Consider the following 15,202-nt stretch of genomic DNA (forward strand, 5'->3'; position numbering starts at 1 on the left):
CCGGGCGCGACGCAGCCGAGGACCCGTAGCAGGCTTGCGAATTGTTTAGGCGGCTTACGTCGCCTCATCAATTCCGTGCCTGTCAACTGACGAGTCGCGAAAGACAGTGGGCCGAAGATGAGAGCGGAGAGACCGGCGCGCGAGGCGGGAGCCCCGCATGCGAACCTGGGAGACGCTTGGCCGGTCTCTCCTTCCCTTTTGACGTAGTCATTTCATGGCATCTCCGACTGGAGGTGCTGTTGACGCCCTTGGTCCCAGCCTGGCAGAAAAGTTGTTAGGCTGCGCGGTGCTTTCGCAAGGTCCTGAGGGCGGCGGCTGCGAGTGCGCCGGCCGCCAGCGCCCAGGGGGCGCCGACGATGACCGGGTCGATCCACTGATGGCTCAGGTCGGCGCGCTTTTTCCCGAACCGGGAGCGGGCGCCGTGGCGGGAGAACTCGCTGAGTACTCCGGTCTCGGTGACCGGGTTGTCCGGGCGCAGGGTGGCGAATGAGCCCAGGTGGCTTTCCCACGCATCGACCCTGTCCGCAGCGATGAGCAGCAGCCAGTGGGCGGCGCGGCCTTCGCTGTACTTGTAGGCGTACTTCCGGAGGGCCCCGGAGGCGCCTCTGGGAGGGGTGGAGGTCCCGAAAACCGGCGTCACGAAAGCGTGCTCGACGGACCGTTCCCGGGGCCACTTCTCGGGCTGGCGTTCAGGGAAGTCCCAGTGCGCGCCGGTGTCGATGCCGGGCTGCTCGCGGGGGTAGGAGGGCCTGTCCGCCGGGTCGAGGTCTGCGCCCCATCCGGGGATCCGCGCCCGCAGGTCCTCCGCAGACTCCTTCAAGGCAGGCTTGCCGGCTATGTAAGGCGTCGGTATTTCAGCCATGGTGCTCTTCCTCTCAGGCTGCCGTCGTCAGGCGGGCGTGGAAACGATGAGGGGCTTGATGCAGGCATCGAGCTTCGCGGAGAACATGTGGTACCCCTCGGCGATGTGCTCTAGCGGGATGCGGTGGGTGACGATATCGCTGGGCTTCAGGTACCCGTTCCGGACGTGTTGGAACAGCCGCGGCCACTGCCGTTTGACCGGGCACTGGTTCATGCGCAGCGTCAGCCCCTTGTTCATGGCATCGCCGAATTTCACGGCACTGAAAATCGGGCCGTACGCGCCCACCACGGACACGGTCCCGCCTTTGCGGACGGAGTCGATGGCCCAGTTGAGGGCAATGGGGGATCCGCCCTGAAGTTTCAGTTTGCTGCTCGTGACGTGCTGGAGGAAGTTGCCGTCCGCTTCGGCCCCTACCGCGTCAATCGCGACGTCGGCGCCCAGGTAGTCGGTGGCTTTCTTCAGGTGCACCACGATGTCGTCGTGTTCCACGAAGTTGTACGTTTCGGCGTGCGCGAATGTACGGGCTTTTTCCAGCCGGTACTCCAGGTGGTCGATGACGATCACCCGGCCGGCGCCCATCAGCCAGGCGGACTTCGCGGCGAACAGCCCCACCGGCCCGGCACCGAACACCACTACGGTGTCCCCTTCAACGATGTCGCCCTGCTGGGCGCCGAAGTAGCCGGTGGGGAGGGCGTCGGTGAGCAGGACGGCGTCCTCTTCGTCCATCCAGTCGGGGATCAAGCCTGGCCCGACGTCGGCGAATGGTACGCGCACATACTCGGCCTGGCCGCCGTCGTAGCCTCCGCAGGTGTGGGAGTACCCGTAGATCCCGCCGACGGCGGTGGCGTTAGGGTTGACGTTGTGGCAGTTGGAGTACAGCCCGCGGGAGCAGAAGTAGCAGGACCCGCAGTAGATGTTGAACGGCACCATCACCCGGTCTCCGGGCTTTAACCGCTCCACTGACGGGCCGACCTGCTCCACCACGCCGATGAATTCATGGCCGAAGGTCATGCCCACCCGGGTGTCCGGCATCATGCCGTGGTAGAGGTGCAGGTCGGATCCGCAGATCGCGGCCAGCGTCACGCGTACGATCGCGTCATTGGGGTGCTCGATCGGGGGCATGTCTTTTTCTTCCACGCGGACCTTGTAGGGCCCGCGATACACCATTGACCGCATCAGTACCGCCTCCGGGGACTAGTTTGTTCCGGCATCGAAATTCTCCTGTCCGGGCGGCTCAGACGTTGGCCGGGTGGAGCACGACTTTGGTCCAGCCGTCTTCGCGGCTGTCGAAGTTCCTGTAGCCCTCGGGGGCCTGATCCAGCGGCAGCTCGTGGCTGACGATGAAAGAGGGGCTGGCCTTTCCGCCGGCAATGAGGTCGCGCAAGGCCCTGTTGTATTTCTTGACCGGGCACTGACCCGAGCCCATCGTCTGTCCCTTGAACCAGTAGTTTCCGTAGTCGAAGGCCACCTGCCCCTGCTTGGCGAGTTCGTCAGGGGCCCCAGGGTCCTGGGGCAGGAACACCCCCACCACGCCCAGGCCACCAACGAACCGGACGGAGTCCACGAGCCGGTTCAGGGTCAGGTTGGGCTGTTCGTTTCCGCCCGGGTCATGGGCCTGATAGCCGACGCATTCGCAGCCTCGGTCGGCCCCGAACCCCATGGTCTGGTCCTTGACGAACTCGACAGGGTCCACTGCTGAATCATCCACCGGGATTGCACCGATCTGTTCGGCCAGCTTCAGGCGGTCGCTTTGGCGGTCCACAACCATGACTTTGCCGGCGCCCTTAAGAACGGCCGAGTAGGCGGCCATGAGGCCGACCGGTCCGGCACCATAAATCACCACGGAGTCTCCCGGGTACACACCGGCCAGCTCCGTGGCGTGCCAGCCGGTGGGGAAGATATCGGCGACCATCACATAGTCGAGCTCCTTCTCAACCGAGTCCTCGCCCAGGCGCAGGCAGTTGAAGTCCCCGTACGGCACCCGCAGATATTCGGCCTGACCACCCTGGTACGGGCCCATGTCCGCAAACCCATAGGCCGCGCCGGCGAGCTGTGGTTCAGGCTGCATGGTCAGGCAGTAATTCGTGAAACCCCGTTCGCAGTTCTTACAGAACCCACAGGCGATATTGAACGGCAGCACCACACGTTCGCCCACCTGCACTTTTCTCACCGCCGGGCCGGTCTCGACCACTTCACCCAGGTTCTCATGTCCAAAGGTGCGTCCGGGTTCGAAACTGGTGCGGCCCTCGTACATGTGCAGGTCCGAGCCGCAGATATTTGTCGCGGTAATCCGCACCAGCACATCGGCCGGGTGTTCGATTTTGGCATCCGGTACGTCCTCAACGCTGACGTCGTTCGGTCCTTTGTAAACTACTGCCTTCACTTTTCCGCTCTTTTCTTTTATCCCATCCTGAGCGTGGCCCAGTAGTCGTAACTTCCGGGCGCGCAGCAAAGTCACGCCTGCAGGAAGGCGGCCCGAAAAAGGGCGCGGAGTGTCACCCGGATACGCGTATTGGAGCTGGCGAGGAAAATGGGGAACAAGGATTGTAGCCCCTGAGCCACCCCAGGGGTCGGGGGCCAAAGGTTTTCAGCCGGCAGGCTGTTCGGGAAAATCCCGGCTGCCCGGTCTGTACGCAAGAGAGAAACTGATCGAGCCTTAATGCTAAGCACACTTACTAAGGGTGTCGAGAGGTTGCCCGAAAAATGTTTGGGCGATGCCGTGCCGAGGACCTGTCGCGGGTAAGGCGGTCCCGGTTCTGCCGAAGCATGAGGAGCCCTGTCCGGCGGTTCCGGGACCTGCGGCCACCATGAAAGAGCGCTCCGGACACCTGTGAGACCGGCGCAGCTTCGAACTTGCCTGGGCCCTGCAGGTCTCGTGTTCACTCCGCAGCAGCACACCGGACTTCTCCGGGTCTTCCATCGGTGTCAAGAACAGTCCTGGCTAGGTGCAGCGGCCTATGTCCGCCCGCGTGCGAGCCGGTTGCGGCGCTCTTCCTCGCGCTTTGAGTACGCGGCTGCGCGGATTGCTTCGTCCGACTCCAGGCCGGTGCCAAGGGCGCCGCCGACGGTCGCCGCCGACGCGACAAACCAGGTCAGCACGAACAGGTCGCCATAGCCGAGTGATACGTGGAGGTAGCCGCCCATTACAGCCGGGTCGAGGACAAACAGCGCCCAGGCCAGGTTCACCACGTAGAGCGCCAGATAGCAGATGAGAACCCCGATAGCCAGGGTTACCAACGTCGAGGTGTTGTAGAGACGGGACCTTTCCCTGGCCTCCGCAGAGTTGTCGTCGGGGCGGTCCCATAATTCCCCGTCGATCACCAGCCAGGCAACAACGAGCGTGATGGAGGCGATCGTCGCGACCACGAGGCGCCACCATGACAGGGATCCGGCCAGCAGCCAAACAGTAGAGTTGATCGTGGCGACCGCTCCCGTTGTCAGTGCTGCCACGAGCGCGGACTTTAGCCCGGGCACGAGGAGCCACGGACGGTTGGCAAGAACCATGCCCACGAGCAAGCGCCAACGGCTCGTGAAGCGAGGGAGCGGCCCGCCGTGCTCGTCCCGCGTGTTCTCGGCCATGCCGCTGACCAGCGCGCGTACGGCATGCCGGGCACGCTCCTGCATACGGAGCCCGCCGAGCGCCGGCAGCGACAGCACAGCCGTGCGGCGCTGCGGGTCGGTCTCGACCAGCAGGTATCGGCCGTCGTCCTCGTCGCGAAACGGAAGCTCGGTCAGCCCGATCACGACGTCCCATTCGTGCTGACGAGCCTGGTCCCGAAGCCGTTCCAACGCAGTGTCGACGTCCTCCGAACCCATGGTGAATGGCTCGCTCACGATCTCGATGTCCCAAGCGACGCGATCCTCGCCGCCCGGCGGCTCGAGGTCAATCATCCGGCGAGCGATCTCCGTGGGCGAGGCAGGGTCAGCCACGAGGCCGACCTGGATCCGCTTCATCACGGCAAGCTACCACAAAACGACATGAGCGACGACCGGCCGGGAGCACTATCAACGCGCCAACCGCAAACAAACCGGCCTCCACGAGCAGGAATTTGAGCGCGCTGACGCCTAACAAGTTGAGCCACGAAATTCTCCAAGCGAACAGGCCCTGACCATAGCCATGAACAGGCCATGCGGGCTACCCCCGGCTTCGCGACTGTGGTGACGGCTGGCTTCACCGGCTCAAGCTGGTTTCCCCGCCGGCCCGCGGACGAAATCGGTCCGCGGGCCCGACTGACCGCCGGTGCCAGGCGCGGCCCGCTGGAAGACTCCGGAGGATTCCCCGGCGATGAGGAGATTATGGACGCGTTGGCTCAGCCAAGCCGGCCGAGAGAACATGAACGCGACGGCTGGAACCGAGGCAGATCTCGCTGACGAGAGACGGGCCCTCCAGCGTCGGGGCCTCTTGGAGCGGGCGGGGCCAGCGGAATGCACCGAGGCGATGAGCATCGCGCTGGTCTTTCGAGGAGTCAGCCGCCTCACGGCCCTTGAACGCCGGAATCTGCGCACAATCGCGAAGTAGCCGTCCGGGCCGGCTCCCCTCATGCAAGGGCGAAGGCACCAGCAGCTTCAGAGGACGGCTGTGTCTGATGCCTGGCAGAAGCGATGGAAGTCATGCCACCTCGGTGTACCGGCAGTACCGCCAACTGCTGGACCTGCCTATCCTCCTTGGCCTGGCTCCTCGTCGCGGCGGACATCCTTCGCGCCGTAGCGGTGACACCGACGTTCGCCAGTGTTGGGGTGTTGGCCTTGATTGTCCTGATCCGGACCTTCCTGAGCTTTTCTTTGGAACTGGAGATCACAGGGAAGTGGCCCTGGCAACAAGAGGTCCAGCCTTCCCGCGAAGAAGCCTCTGCCTGACCCACCGGAAAGAACCTGCCTCTGGCGCCGTGGCGTACGTGATCAAGGTCTTCCGGCCCCGTCCGCTCACCCAGACCGTGAACCGGCTCTGTCCAACAGGACCGCTGTCCGGACACGGTGATCTCGCGCCTAACTCGCATCACGGTGACTTCGCAGCAGCTCTGTACGCTGCCGGAAGTCGGGCAGGTGCCCTGTGGCCGGGCCGCGTGTGGTGCAATGCGCCGCCGGCGGCAGGGCCTGTCCCTAGGGCATCAATTTGTATACGTCTATAACAGTTTCCTCCGGCATGGATGTGAAACCACCCTCGATGCCCTGTTGAAAACGCGGAAGAAGCGTGTTGTCCCGGAACTGCTCCCAGCTGGCCTTTGATTCGTGGACGGCCAGAATCGTCCAGCCACCAGCGGAAGGACCTGCAGCATGAAAGATCTGCCCGGCGGGCAAGCGCCCTTCCCCTGGATGAACAGCGGCAATAGAGGCTTCGTACTGCTCCTTAGTGCCCTCCGCAAAGAAATGCACAATTCCGTAGGCCGCGGTGTCCATAGCTGCTCCTTTGAATAATGGATGGCGGGTGTACCAATGCTGGACCCTCGCTGTTTCCGTCGCAATGGGTACCCGATGGTGAAGAGTACACGTTTCACCAGTCGCGGTTGCCAGCTGTACTACGTCCTCGCGGGCGTGCCCCGCCCTGGTGACTCGGGAGGGTGTAGTGCCGCCCCGCCGACCACATCTTGCCTCCTGGTGCCTGTTCCTAGGCCCGATGAAGGGCCGTCTGTTCTCCCTTGATTTTGGTGACGAGAGCGGGAGACCGCCAAAGTTGCCAAAACGATTTATCTGCACCTCTCGCTCACCCTAGGTCGGGCGCCACGGCTTCGTCAAGGAGCCCACGTCACTTCAAAGTGATGCTTGACACGTCTTCGCCACTGGCTCTAACGTTTTGCCAAGTCGATTTGGCAAAACGGTTTTTCACTGCGACTGACTTGAGTTTACAGACCCACCCCAACGTAGTTTCCGTTCAAAAGAAAGGGAGTCGACAGCGATGTCCTCTCGAACCACGATTTCCCGGATCACCGCCATTGGCGGGCTGTCCACCGCGGTGCTTCTGGCAGCAACCGCCTGCGGCGCTGGGGGCCCGGCCACGCCGTCGGGTAGCGGCGGCACCAGCACAGTCAACGTCCTCGTCGAGGCCGGCGGCCACGCCGAGCTCACGGGCGTCGCCGAAACGTGCAAGAAGGAAACAGGCGTCAACGCCAACTTCGTCGAGCTGCCCTACGACGGCATGTTCAACCGGCTCTCCAGCGAGTTCTCTTCCGGCAACGTCTCCTTCGACGTGGCCGCACTGGACTCCGTCTGGCTTCCCAGCTTCAAGGACGCGGTCCAGCCCATCGACGAACTCTTTACCGACGAAGCCAAGAAGGACATCTTCCCGGCCCTGGTGAAGGAGGCCAACGTGGACGGGCACTTCATCGGCATGCCCGCCTGGACCAACGCCGAAATCATCCTCTACCGCAAGGACCTCTTCGAGGACGCCAAGAACAAGGCTGACTTCAAGGCGAAGTACGGCTACGAGCTCGCAGCCCCCACCACCTGGAAGCAATACCAGGACATCGCCGAATTCTTCACCAAAGACGGCATGTACGGCACGGACGTCAAGGGCGGCGTCGAAACCGAATGGCTGGCCCATGTCCTTCAGGCCGGCTCGCCCATGGTCCTGGACCAGAACAACAACGTCGTCATCGACAACGCCGCCCACAAGGAAGCCCTGGACTTTTACGTCGGCCTCGCCAAGTCCGCTCCCTCCGGCGCTGCGCAGGTGGACTGGGCGGCAGCGCAAAACCTATTCAACCAGGGCAAGACCGCGATGACCCGCTTCTGGGCCCACGCTTACCGGCAGATCCCCAAGGATTCACCGGTGGCCGGCAAGGTGGGAGCTGCTCCCATGATTGCCGGATCCGCCGGTGTGGGCGCAGTTCCCGGACCCTGGTACCTCACCGTCCCGAAGGCCACGAAGAACGCGGACGCGGCCAAGAAGTTCGTCAAGTGCGCCTACGACTACAACGACAAAGGCATTGAATCCAGCCTTGGCCTGGCTTCCCGGATCTCCGCCTTCGAGAAGTACCAGGACAAGGCAGGCTACGAGAGTTTCAAGCCGCTGATCGATACCCTCAAGGGCAAGGCCACAGCAACCCGCCCGGCCACTGAGAAGTGGCAGCAGATCGTCGACACCGTCCTGGTCCCGATGCTGCAGAAGGCTGTGGCCGGCGGTGACTCCGCCGCACTCCTCGCCGACGCCAAGAAGCAGATCGAGGACCTCCTCAAGTAAGACCCCGCGGCCGGCATCTGCCGAAGAGGCACAGCAAGTCCGGTGCCGGCCGCGGGCCCCAACCAGCGGAAGAGAAAACCGTGCGCATCTCCGATCGCCGCTTCGCATTATTCCTGATGGCACCAGCGGCCCTGTTCCTGGCAGTATTCGTGGCCTTCCCGCTGTTCCGCCTCATAGCGGACAGCTTCTTCAAAATTTCCCCGATCGCCGGCGGCCCTCGCGACTTCGTGGGCCTGGACAACTACTTCCGGGCCTTCGCCTCCGAGGCCTTCACAGGTGCCGGGTGGCGGACCCTGGCCTACACCCTGGTGGTCGTCACCCTCGAATTCGCCCTGGGGCTGGGCATGGCCCTGCTATTCACCACCCTCGGGCGCAGTTCCCAAATCTGGCGGACAGTGTTTATGTACCCGCTGATGATCGCCCCGATCGTGGCAGGTCTGCTCTGGAAGTTCCTGATGATCGACAACTTCGGCCTCATCGGAACCCTCCTGCACCAGGCCGGCATCCTGGACAACCCCAATCAGATCGGCTGGCTCTCCGACCCGGGCATCGTGCTCTACTCCGTGGCCATCCCCGACATCTGGCTGACCACCTCGTTCATGTGCCTGGTCCTCTTTGCCGGACTCCAGAACATTCCCGGCGACCTCATTGAGGCGGCACGGCTGGACGGCGCTCGCGCACCGGCCCTGCTGTTCCGCATCATCCTGCCGCTCCTGCGGCCCGTCATCGCCGTGGCTCTGGTGGTCCGCGGAATTGACGCAGCCCGCGCGTTCGACACCATCCTCATCCAAACCAACGGCGGCCCCCAGTCCGCCTCGGAAACCATGAGCCTGCTGATCTACCGGACCATGATCCGCTTTGGTGACCCCGGACTGGCCAGCGCCATGGGCACCCTCTATCTGCTGGCCATGCTCGCCGTCGCATTCGTCGCGGTATCCACCATCTGGCGGCCAGGAAAGGACAGCTGATGCGCGTCGCTGAACGAACAACGTACGACGGCGGGACGCCGGCCGGAGTGCCGACGGAACCTACCGTGCCCCCAGCCACGCCACCCTATCGGCGCCGGGGCGTCAACCGGGAAGGCCTGGAAGCAGGCCGCCGGAGTACCCGGGCCCTGCTCTGGATCCTCCTCGCGGCAGCGATGGTGCTCTACGGGTTCCCCTTCCTGTATCTGCTCTTTACGTCCTTCAAAACCCCCATCGACACCATCGCGGTACCGCCGACCATCCTCCCCAGAGAGTGGACGCTGGAGAACTACGCCAACGCCCTGGGCCGCAACGGCGTACTGGCTTCCTTCATCAACAGCGTCCAGACGGCCATCATCAGCACTGTGCTTTCCCTGGTGCTGGCGGTACCGGCGGCCTACGGCATCACCCGGTACCAAACCCTCAGCGGCAGGATCTTTATCATGGGCGCCTTGGTTACCCGCATGGTGCCGCCGGTGGCGATCGGCATTCCACTGGCTTCGATGATGGCAGCCGTTGGTCTTGCAGATACGCCCATCGCTCTGTCGATCGCCCACACCACCATCTCGTTGCCGCTCTCGATCTGGCTGATGTCCAGCTTCTTCGAAGCGGTGCCGAAAGACCTGGAGGAAGCTGCCACTGTGGATGGGTGCAGCAGGCTCGGGGCCCTGTGGCGGGTGGTGATCCCGGTGGTCTCCGGCGGCATCGCCGTCACCGCGATCTTCGCCTTCCTGGCCTCCTGGAACGAGTTCCTCTTCGCACTCCTGATGACAGCGATCCGCTCCCAGACAACGCCCGTGGTGATCGCGAACTTCCAAACCCAGTTCGGCCTCGACTGGGGATCCATGACGGCGCTGGCCGCCGTCTACTCCATCCCGGTCATCCTTCTGACCCTTCTCTTGCAGCGCAAGATCGTCGCAGGCATGACGCTCGGCGCCGTCAAGGGCTAGGCCAACGACTATTCCTCGGTAGCCTACTGATGACCCCAGGGGCAGCACCAACCATAAGGACGTGGGACACAGATGAGCAACAAGAACATCGGTATCAAGGACGTGGCCGTCGCCGCCGGTGTATCGGTGACAACTGTCTCCCACGTCCTGAACGAGGTTTCCTACGCCCGAATCAGCCCCGAAACCCGGGACAAGGTCAGGACTGTTGCGGAGCAATTGGGCTACGGCCCCAACCGCCTTGCCCAGGCCCTTCGCACCCAGAGGACGGGCATGCTGGGCCTGGTCAGCGAGGATATCGCCACCACGCCCCACGCCGGCCGGATCATCCTCGGCGCTGACGAGGCCGCCAAGGCCCGAGGGTACAGCCTCATGATCATCAACACCCCCGGCTCAGCCAGCCTCGAATCCCGGCAGGCCGACGTCCAGGCCCTCCTTGAACGCCGGGTGGACGGAATCCTCTACGCCACGATGTACCACCGCAACGTGGAGCTGCCGGCTAACCTCGGCAGCGTGCCCTCCGTCCTGGTCGATTCGGTGGCCACCGGCGGAAATATCACTGCCGTGATCCCGGATGAAGAAGGTGGCGCACGCGCCGCCGTGGGCGCGCTCCTCGAAGCAGGCCACAGCCGGGTGGGCTTCATCAACAACACCGATGATGTCCCCGCAACCCGTCAGCGGCTCCAGGCTTTCCGGGCCACGCTGACTGAAGCGGGGCTCGACGGCAACGCGGCACCTGTCGAGTCCGAGGTCTCCGAGGTGCAGGGCGGCTATGAGGCGGCCCGGAGGATCCTGTCACGCAAGGACCGGCCCACAGGCTTGTTCTGCTACAACGACCGGATGGCGATGGGAGCCTACCGCGCCGCAGCGGAGTTGGGACTCACCATCCCCGCTGACCTTTCAGTCGTCGGCTTCGATGACCAGGAACTGATCGCCGCCAACCTTCACCCGGGCCTCACCACCGTGGCCCTGCCCCACTACGAGATGGGCGCCTGGGCCACCGAGCACCTCATTGACGCCGTCGAGGGTAAGACCGACCTTACCCTCATGGCACTTCACCCGACCATCCTGAGCTGCCCCCTGGTGCGCCGCGATTCCATCACGGCTCCCCGGCAATAGCAGCCAGTCCCTTCAACGTCCTCAGAGGAACGCCATACATGTCCAGTTGCCTTGATGCCGCACGCTCGGAAACAGACCCGGCCGAAACCTCCAGGTTCCGGCCCGCCATCCACTTCACTGCAAGGGATACCTGGCTGAACGACCCCAACGGCCTGGTTTTCTACGACGGCCTCTACCACCTCTTCTTCCAGAACAACCCGTACGGCAACGTCTGGGGCAACATGTCCTGGGGCCACGCAACCTCCCGTGATTTGCTGCACTGGACGGAACACCCCGTTGCCATTGCCTGCGACGGGACAGAGGACATCTTCTCCGGGAGTGTCGTAGTTGACCACGGCAACACGTCCGGTTTCAGCACGGCGGATGCACCTGCCTTCGTAGCCATTTACACCAGCGCCTACAAAGCGGCCTCCGAACACGGCGGCACGCAGGCACAGTCTCTGGCGTACAGCACAGACGCTGGAATGACATGGCGAAAATACGAAGGTAACCCTGTTCTCACCAGAAATTCCGCGAACTTTCGCGATCCTAAAGTCTTCCGCTATCAGGGGGATCAAGGAGCCTGCTGGGTCATGGTCGCCGTCGAAGCGCAGCAGCAAAAGGTGGTCTTCTACCGTTCGGACGACCTCAAATCCTGGGACTTTCTGAGCGACTTCGGCCCGGCCAACGCCGACGCCGGCGAATGGGAGTGCCCGGATCTCTTTCCCCTGGCGGTGGACGGGGACCCGGACAACACTAAATGGGTACTGATCGTGAATATTAACCCCGGCGCAGTGGCAGGAGGTTCCGGTGGCCAATACTTCATCGGGCACTTCGACGGCGAGCGGTTCCTCCCGGACATCGGTACCCTCGTGGCGCCGACGGGAGTGTCCTCCCTCCCTGACCCCGAGATGGCCGCTGCCTTGCAGCAATGCCTGTGGCTGGACTGGGGACGCGACTGTTACGCTTCCGTATCCTTTAGCAACGCCCCGGATGACCGGCGCATCATCATCGGCTGGATGAATAACTGGGACTACGCCAACGAGCTGCCTACCGCCCCCTGGCGGTCCTCGATGACCCTCGCCCGTGAAGTGCGCCTCACAGCAGTTAGCGGCTCCGCGCTTCTGATCCAGCAACCGGTCCTGGCCGATCGTTGTGCAAGGGAAGAGCTGACTCCGGCCAAGGACCACATGGGCGCAAGCTCCTTTGAGCTGCGGAATTCAGCCCTCCGGTTGCCGGATGCGGTACCCGGCAGCGCCCAAATCATCGAGGCGGAGATACTGCCCGGAAGTGCCGAACGTCTTGATTTCCGGCTCGTCGGAAGCGGTGACGGGAGCAAGAGCACGATTCTTAGCTACAACACAGCCAGCGCCCAACTCACCCTTGACCGCAGACAATCAGGAAACACGCGTTTCCACGAAAAGTTTTCATCAGCTGAGTCAGCCCCGCTGGGCCTTGAGGACGGCGTGCTCAAGCTGCTGATCGTCGTCGACCACTGCTCGGTGGAGGTCTTCGCGCAAGACGGCAGGACCGTCATGACCGACCTCATCTTCCCCGAAACCGAAAGCCCGGAGAACTCGCTATCGGCTGTGGGAGGTTCAGCAACAATACTGAAGCTCGCGGTCTCGACGCTCACCTAACCGCCAACAAAGGGAAGAACCTATGTCAAGCAACAACTGCTACGACGTGACTACGTGGCCCGTCGGCAACCCCTCGGAGGACGTCGGCGAAGTAATCAACAGCATCATTGCCGACATCAAGGAACGGCAGAACGTCACCGATACGAACAACGGCGGTAAACCGGGCGCGGTGATCTACATTCCGCCAGGGGACTACCACCTTCGTACGCAGGTGGTGATCGACGTCAGCTTCCTCAGGATCCATGGCTCGGGACACGGATTCACGTCCTCGAGCATCCGGTTCAATGTTCCCGAAGACGAATGGCCCGACCTGCATGAGCTGTGGCCGGGAGGGAGCCGCATTCTCGTCGACATTCCCATCGGCGAAGATGGGGAGGAATCCAGGGGAGCCGCCTTCTACATTGAGCGTAGCGGGAGCCCGCGGATCAGCTCGGTCGAATTCTCCAACTTCTGCATCGACGGGTTGCACTTCACCCCGGATGGCTCGGGGATGCATCCGGAGAACACCTATGTCAACGGCAAGACCGGTATCTATGTGGCCAGCGCCAATGATTCATTCCGCGTGACCGGTATGGGGTTCGTCTACCTCGAGAATGCACTGACCATCTACAACGCGGACGCGCTTTCCATTTCCGACAACTTCATCGCCGAATGCGGAAGCTGCATTGAGCTGCGCGGGTGGGGGCAGGCATCAAAGATCACCGGCAACCTGGTCGGGGCAGGCTTCAAGGGTCACTCCATCTACGCCGAGAACCATGGCGGGCTCCTGATAACCGCGAACAACGTCTTCCCCCGTGGTGCCAGCAGCGTCCATCTCAACGGCGTCACGCGTTCGAGCATCACCAACAACCGCTTGCATTCGTTCTATCCCGGGATGGTGATGCTCGCAGCGAACAGCTCGGAAAACCTCGTGGCCACGAACCACTTCCTGCGAGACCACGAGCCCTGGACGCCGTTCCTGGGAGTCGACAACGGATTGAATGACCTCAACGGACTTCTCTGCGTCAGCGGCAGCAACAACTCAGTCGTCAGCAACCACTTCTCCGAGGTCATCGACTCACAGAGCATCCGACCGGCAGGCGCGACCCCTGTCATCATCAGGCTGATGGCGGGGGCTGGCAACTTCGTCTCCAACAACCACGTGGTGGCGATGGACGTTAGCTCCAAGTCAAGCGACGACTGCTTCTCGGCCCAGGTGGACGCCCTGTTGGCGACCGACTCTTCGGACGGCCTCGCCGTCACGGCCGTCATGGTCGATCCCGACTCAGTTCTGAATACGATTCTTGATTCCGGAAGTGACGCCCAAGTTGTCGCAGATAGGGCTGCCAACGCCTTTAGGGCCACACCCACGATCGGTTGCTAGGCGGCACATGCACTTGCCAGCCCACTAACCCGCCCAAGGCGAACTGAATGGCCAGTGTTCTTTTGGATCGTGATGCTCACGGTCCTGGCAGTCATCGTGGCTGCGTTTTGGTCCTTTACGGTCAACACCGCGATCCCGTTTATCGGGGCAGTGAGGGACGCTATTTTCTAGGCGCCGCATGAGTATGCCAGTCTCTTATTGTGAGACCTTTTGTCTCACAATAAGAGACGTGTGATTCGCTTCTGTCATGACTTTGCTGAGCTCAACACCACCATTCGTAGACCTGCAATGGATCAGGGAGCGCCCACAGGCCCTGTCTGTGGCCCTGGCCGATGTGCGCTGGTACCTGGACGGCAGTTCCGGGCGTGACGCCTATGAGTCCGGGCACCTCCCGGGGGCGGTGTTCGTCGACCTTGACCGGTGGCTGTCAGGTCCGGCCTCACGCAAACATGGCAGGAACCCTCTGCCGATTCCGGCAGTCTTTGCCGCAGGAATGTCCGCGTCGGGCATCGGTGACGGCGACGTAGTGGTCGCCTATGACGATGCTGGCGGAGTTATTGCGGCGCGCCTGGTGTGGATGCTCAGGAGCATTGGGCATGCGGCAGCAGTACTTGATGGCGGCATGGCCGCCTACGATGGCGCCCTGGAAACGGCAGCGCCTGCAATCCAGCCCCGCGCCTTCACGGAGCGTCCGTGGCCGGCGGATCTGCTTGCCGGGATCGACGAAACCGTCGAGGGCGGAGCCGTGGTAATGGATGCCAGAAACCGCGACCGGTACGAGGGCAGGCAGGATCCCATCGATCCGCGACCGGGGCATATACCTGGCGCGGTAAACGTTCCATGCCGCGGAAACCTTGAGCCGGACGGCAGGCTTGCTCAGCCGCAGCAGCTCCGGGAGAACTTCCGGAAGGCAGGCATCGAGTCAGCCGACGGGGTCATCTCTTACTGCGGCTCCGGTGTCACCGCCTGCCACAACCTGCTGGTGATGGAGCATGTTGGGCTGGGCCTCGGCCGGCTCTTCGTCGGCGGATGGTCGCAGTATGCCCACGCCTCACACCTTCCCATCGAGACGAACCGCCCGGTTTCGTGGCTCCAGCGGAGACACGCGTCGTAACGGGGGTCTACCGACGAAACGCCGGTTGTCAGCGCC

General features: G+C 63.0%; 12 protein-coding genes and 1 pseudogene. 8 read left to right on the forward strand and 5 right to left on the reverse strand.

Annotated features, from left to right (window positions below):
• Nucleotides 1-274 precede the first annotated feature (274 nt).
• From ABIE00_RS01750 to ABIE00_RS01765, 4 genes are all read right to left on the reverse strand, one after another.
• A complete protein-coding gene (locus tag ABIE00_RS01750; protein WP_354255947.1) occupies nt 275-862 on the reverse strand; it encodes a hypothetical protein in 588 nt (195 codons plus the stop codon).
• 27 nt (nt 863-889) lie between these two features.
• Nucleotides 890-2,038, reverse strand: coding sequence for a zinc-dependent alcohol dehydrogenase (locus tag ABIE00_RS01755; RefSeq protein WP_354255950.1), 1,149 nt, complete (start codon nt 2,036-2,038; stop codon nt 890-892).
• Between the two features lie 58 nt (nt 2,039-2,096).
• Nucleotides 2,097-3,245, reverse strand: a complete 1,149-nt coding sequence (locus tag ABIE00_RS01760) for a glutathione-independent formaldehyde dehydrogenase (protein ID WP_354255953.1) — start codon at nt 3,243-3,245, stop codon at nt 2,097-2,099.
• A gap of 572 nt (nt 3,246-3,817) precedes the next feature.
• A complete protein-coding gene (locus ABIE00_RS01765; RefSeq protein ID WP_354255955.1) occupies nt 3,818-4,696 on the reverse strand; it encodes a hypothetical protein in 879 nt (292 codons plus the stop codon).
• A 785-nt stretch (nt 4,697-5,481) separates the two neighbouring features.
• Between ABIE00_RS01765 and ABIE00_RS01770 the strand changes: the two are divergent.
• Nucleotides 5,482-5,719 (forward strand): annotated as a pseudogene (locus ABIE00_RS01770) (DUF1622 domain-containing protein); the annotation flags it as partial.
• Nucleotides 5,720-5,962: 243 nt separating this feature from the next.
• On the opposite strand, the gene ABIE00_RS01775 reads toward ABIE00_RS01770, so the two are convergent.
• Entirely contained in the window at nt 5,963-6,259 is a 297-nt protein-coding gene (locus ABIE00_RS01775; protein ID WP_354255958.1) for a hypothetical protein, read from the reverse strand.
• 496 nt (nt 6,260-6,755) lie between these two features.
• On the opposite strand from ABIE00_RS01775, the gene ABIE00_RS01780 reads away from it, so the two are divergent.
• The 7 genes from ABIE00_RS01780 to ABIE00_RS01810 all read left to right on the forward strand — a co-directional run bounded on the left by ABIE00_RS01780 (nt 6,756) and on the right by ABIE00_RS01810 (nt 15,166).
• Nucleotides 6,756-8,039, forward strand: coding sequence for an ABC transporter substrate-binding protein (locus ABIE00_RS01780; protein ID WP_354255961.1), 1,284 nt, complete (start codon nt 6,756-6,758; stop codon nt 8,037-8,039).
• 80 nt (nt 8,040-8,119) lie between these two features.
• Nucleotides 8,120-9,007: a carbohydrate ABC transporter permease gene (locus tag ABIE00_RS01785; RefSeq protein WP_354255964.1), complete on the forward strand. Its 888-nt coding sequence runs from the start codon at nt 8,120-8,122 to the stop codon at nt 9,005-9,007.
• Nucleotides 9,007-9,954, forward strand: a complete 948-nt coding sequence (locus ABIE00_RS01790; protein ID WP_354255967.1) for a carbohydrate ABC transporter permease — start codon at nt 9,007-9,009, stop codon at nt 9,952-9,954. The genes ABIE00_RS01785 and ABIE00_RS01790 overlap by 1 nt, the downstream gene beginning before the upstream one ends.
• A gap of 72 nt (nt 9,955-10,026) precedes the next feature.
• The gene (locus ABIE00_RS01795) at nt 10,027-11,070 is read left to right on the forward strand and encodes a LacI family DNA-binding transcriptional regulator (RefSeq protein ID WP_354255970.1); all 1,044 of its coding nucleotides are present in this window, start codon (nt 10,027-10,029) and stop codon (nt 11,068-11,070) included.
• 38 nt (nt 11,071-11,108) lie between these two features.
• On the forward strand, nt 11,109-12,689 hold the full coding sequence (locus ABIE00_RS01800; protein ID WP_354255972.1) for a glycoside hydrolase family 32 protein: 1,581 nt from the start codon (nt 11,109-11,111) through the stop codon (nt 12,687-12,689).
• Nucleotides 12,690-12,711: 22 nt separating this feature from the next.
• The gene (locus tag ABIE00_RS01805) at nt 12,712-14,052 is read left to right on the forward strand and encodes a right-handed parallel beta-helix repeat-containing protein (RefSeq protein ID WP_354255975.1); all 1,341 of its coding nucleotides are present in this window, start codon (nt 12,712-12,714) and stop codon (nt 14,050-14,052) included.
• Nucleotides 14,053-14,299: 247 nt separating this feature from the next.
• The gene (locus ABIE00_RS01810) at nt 14,300-15,166 is read left to right on the forward strand and encodes a sulfurtransferase (protein ID WP_354255978.1); all 867 of its coding nucleotides are present in this window, start codon (nt 14,300-14,302) and stop codon (nt 15,164-15,166) included.
• Nucleotides 15,167-15,202 lie beyond the last annotated feature (36 nt).

Source organism: Arthrobacter sp. OAP107, from assembly GCF_040546765.1.
Lineage (GTDB): Bacteria > Actinomycetota > Actinomycetes > Actinomycetales > Micrococcaceae > Arthrobacter.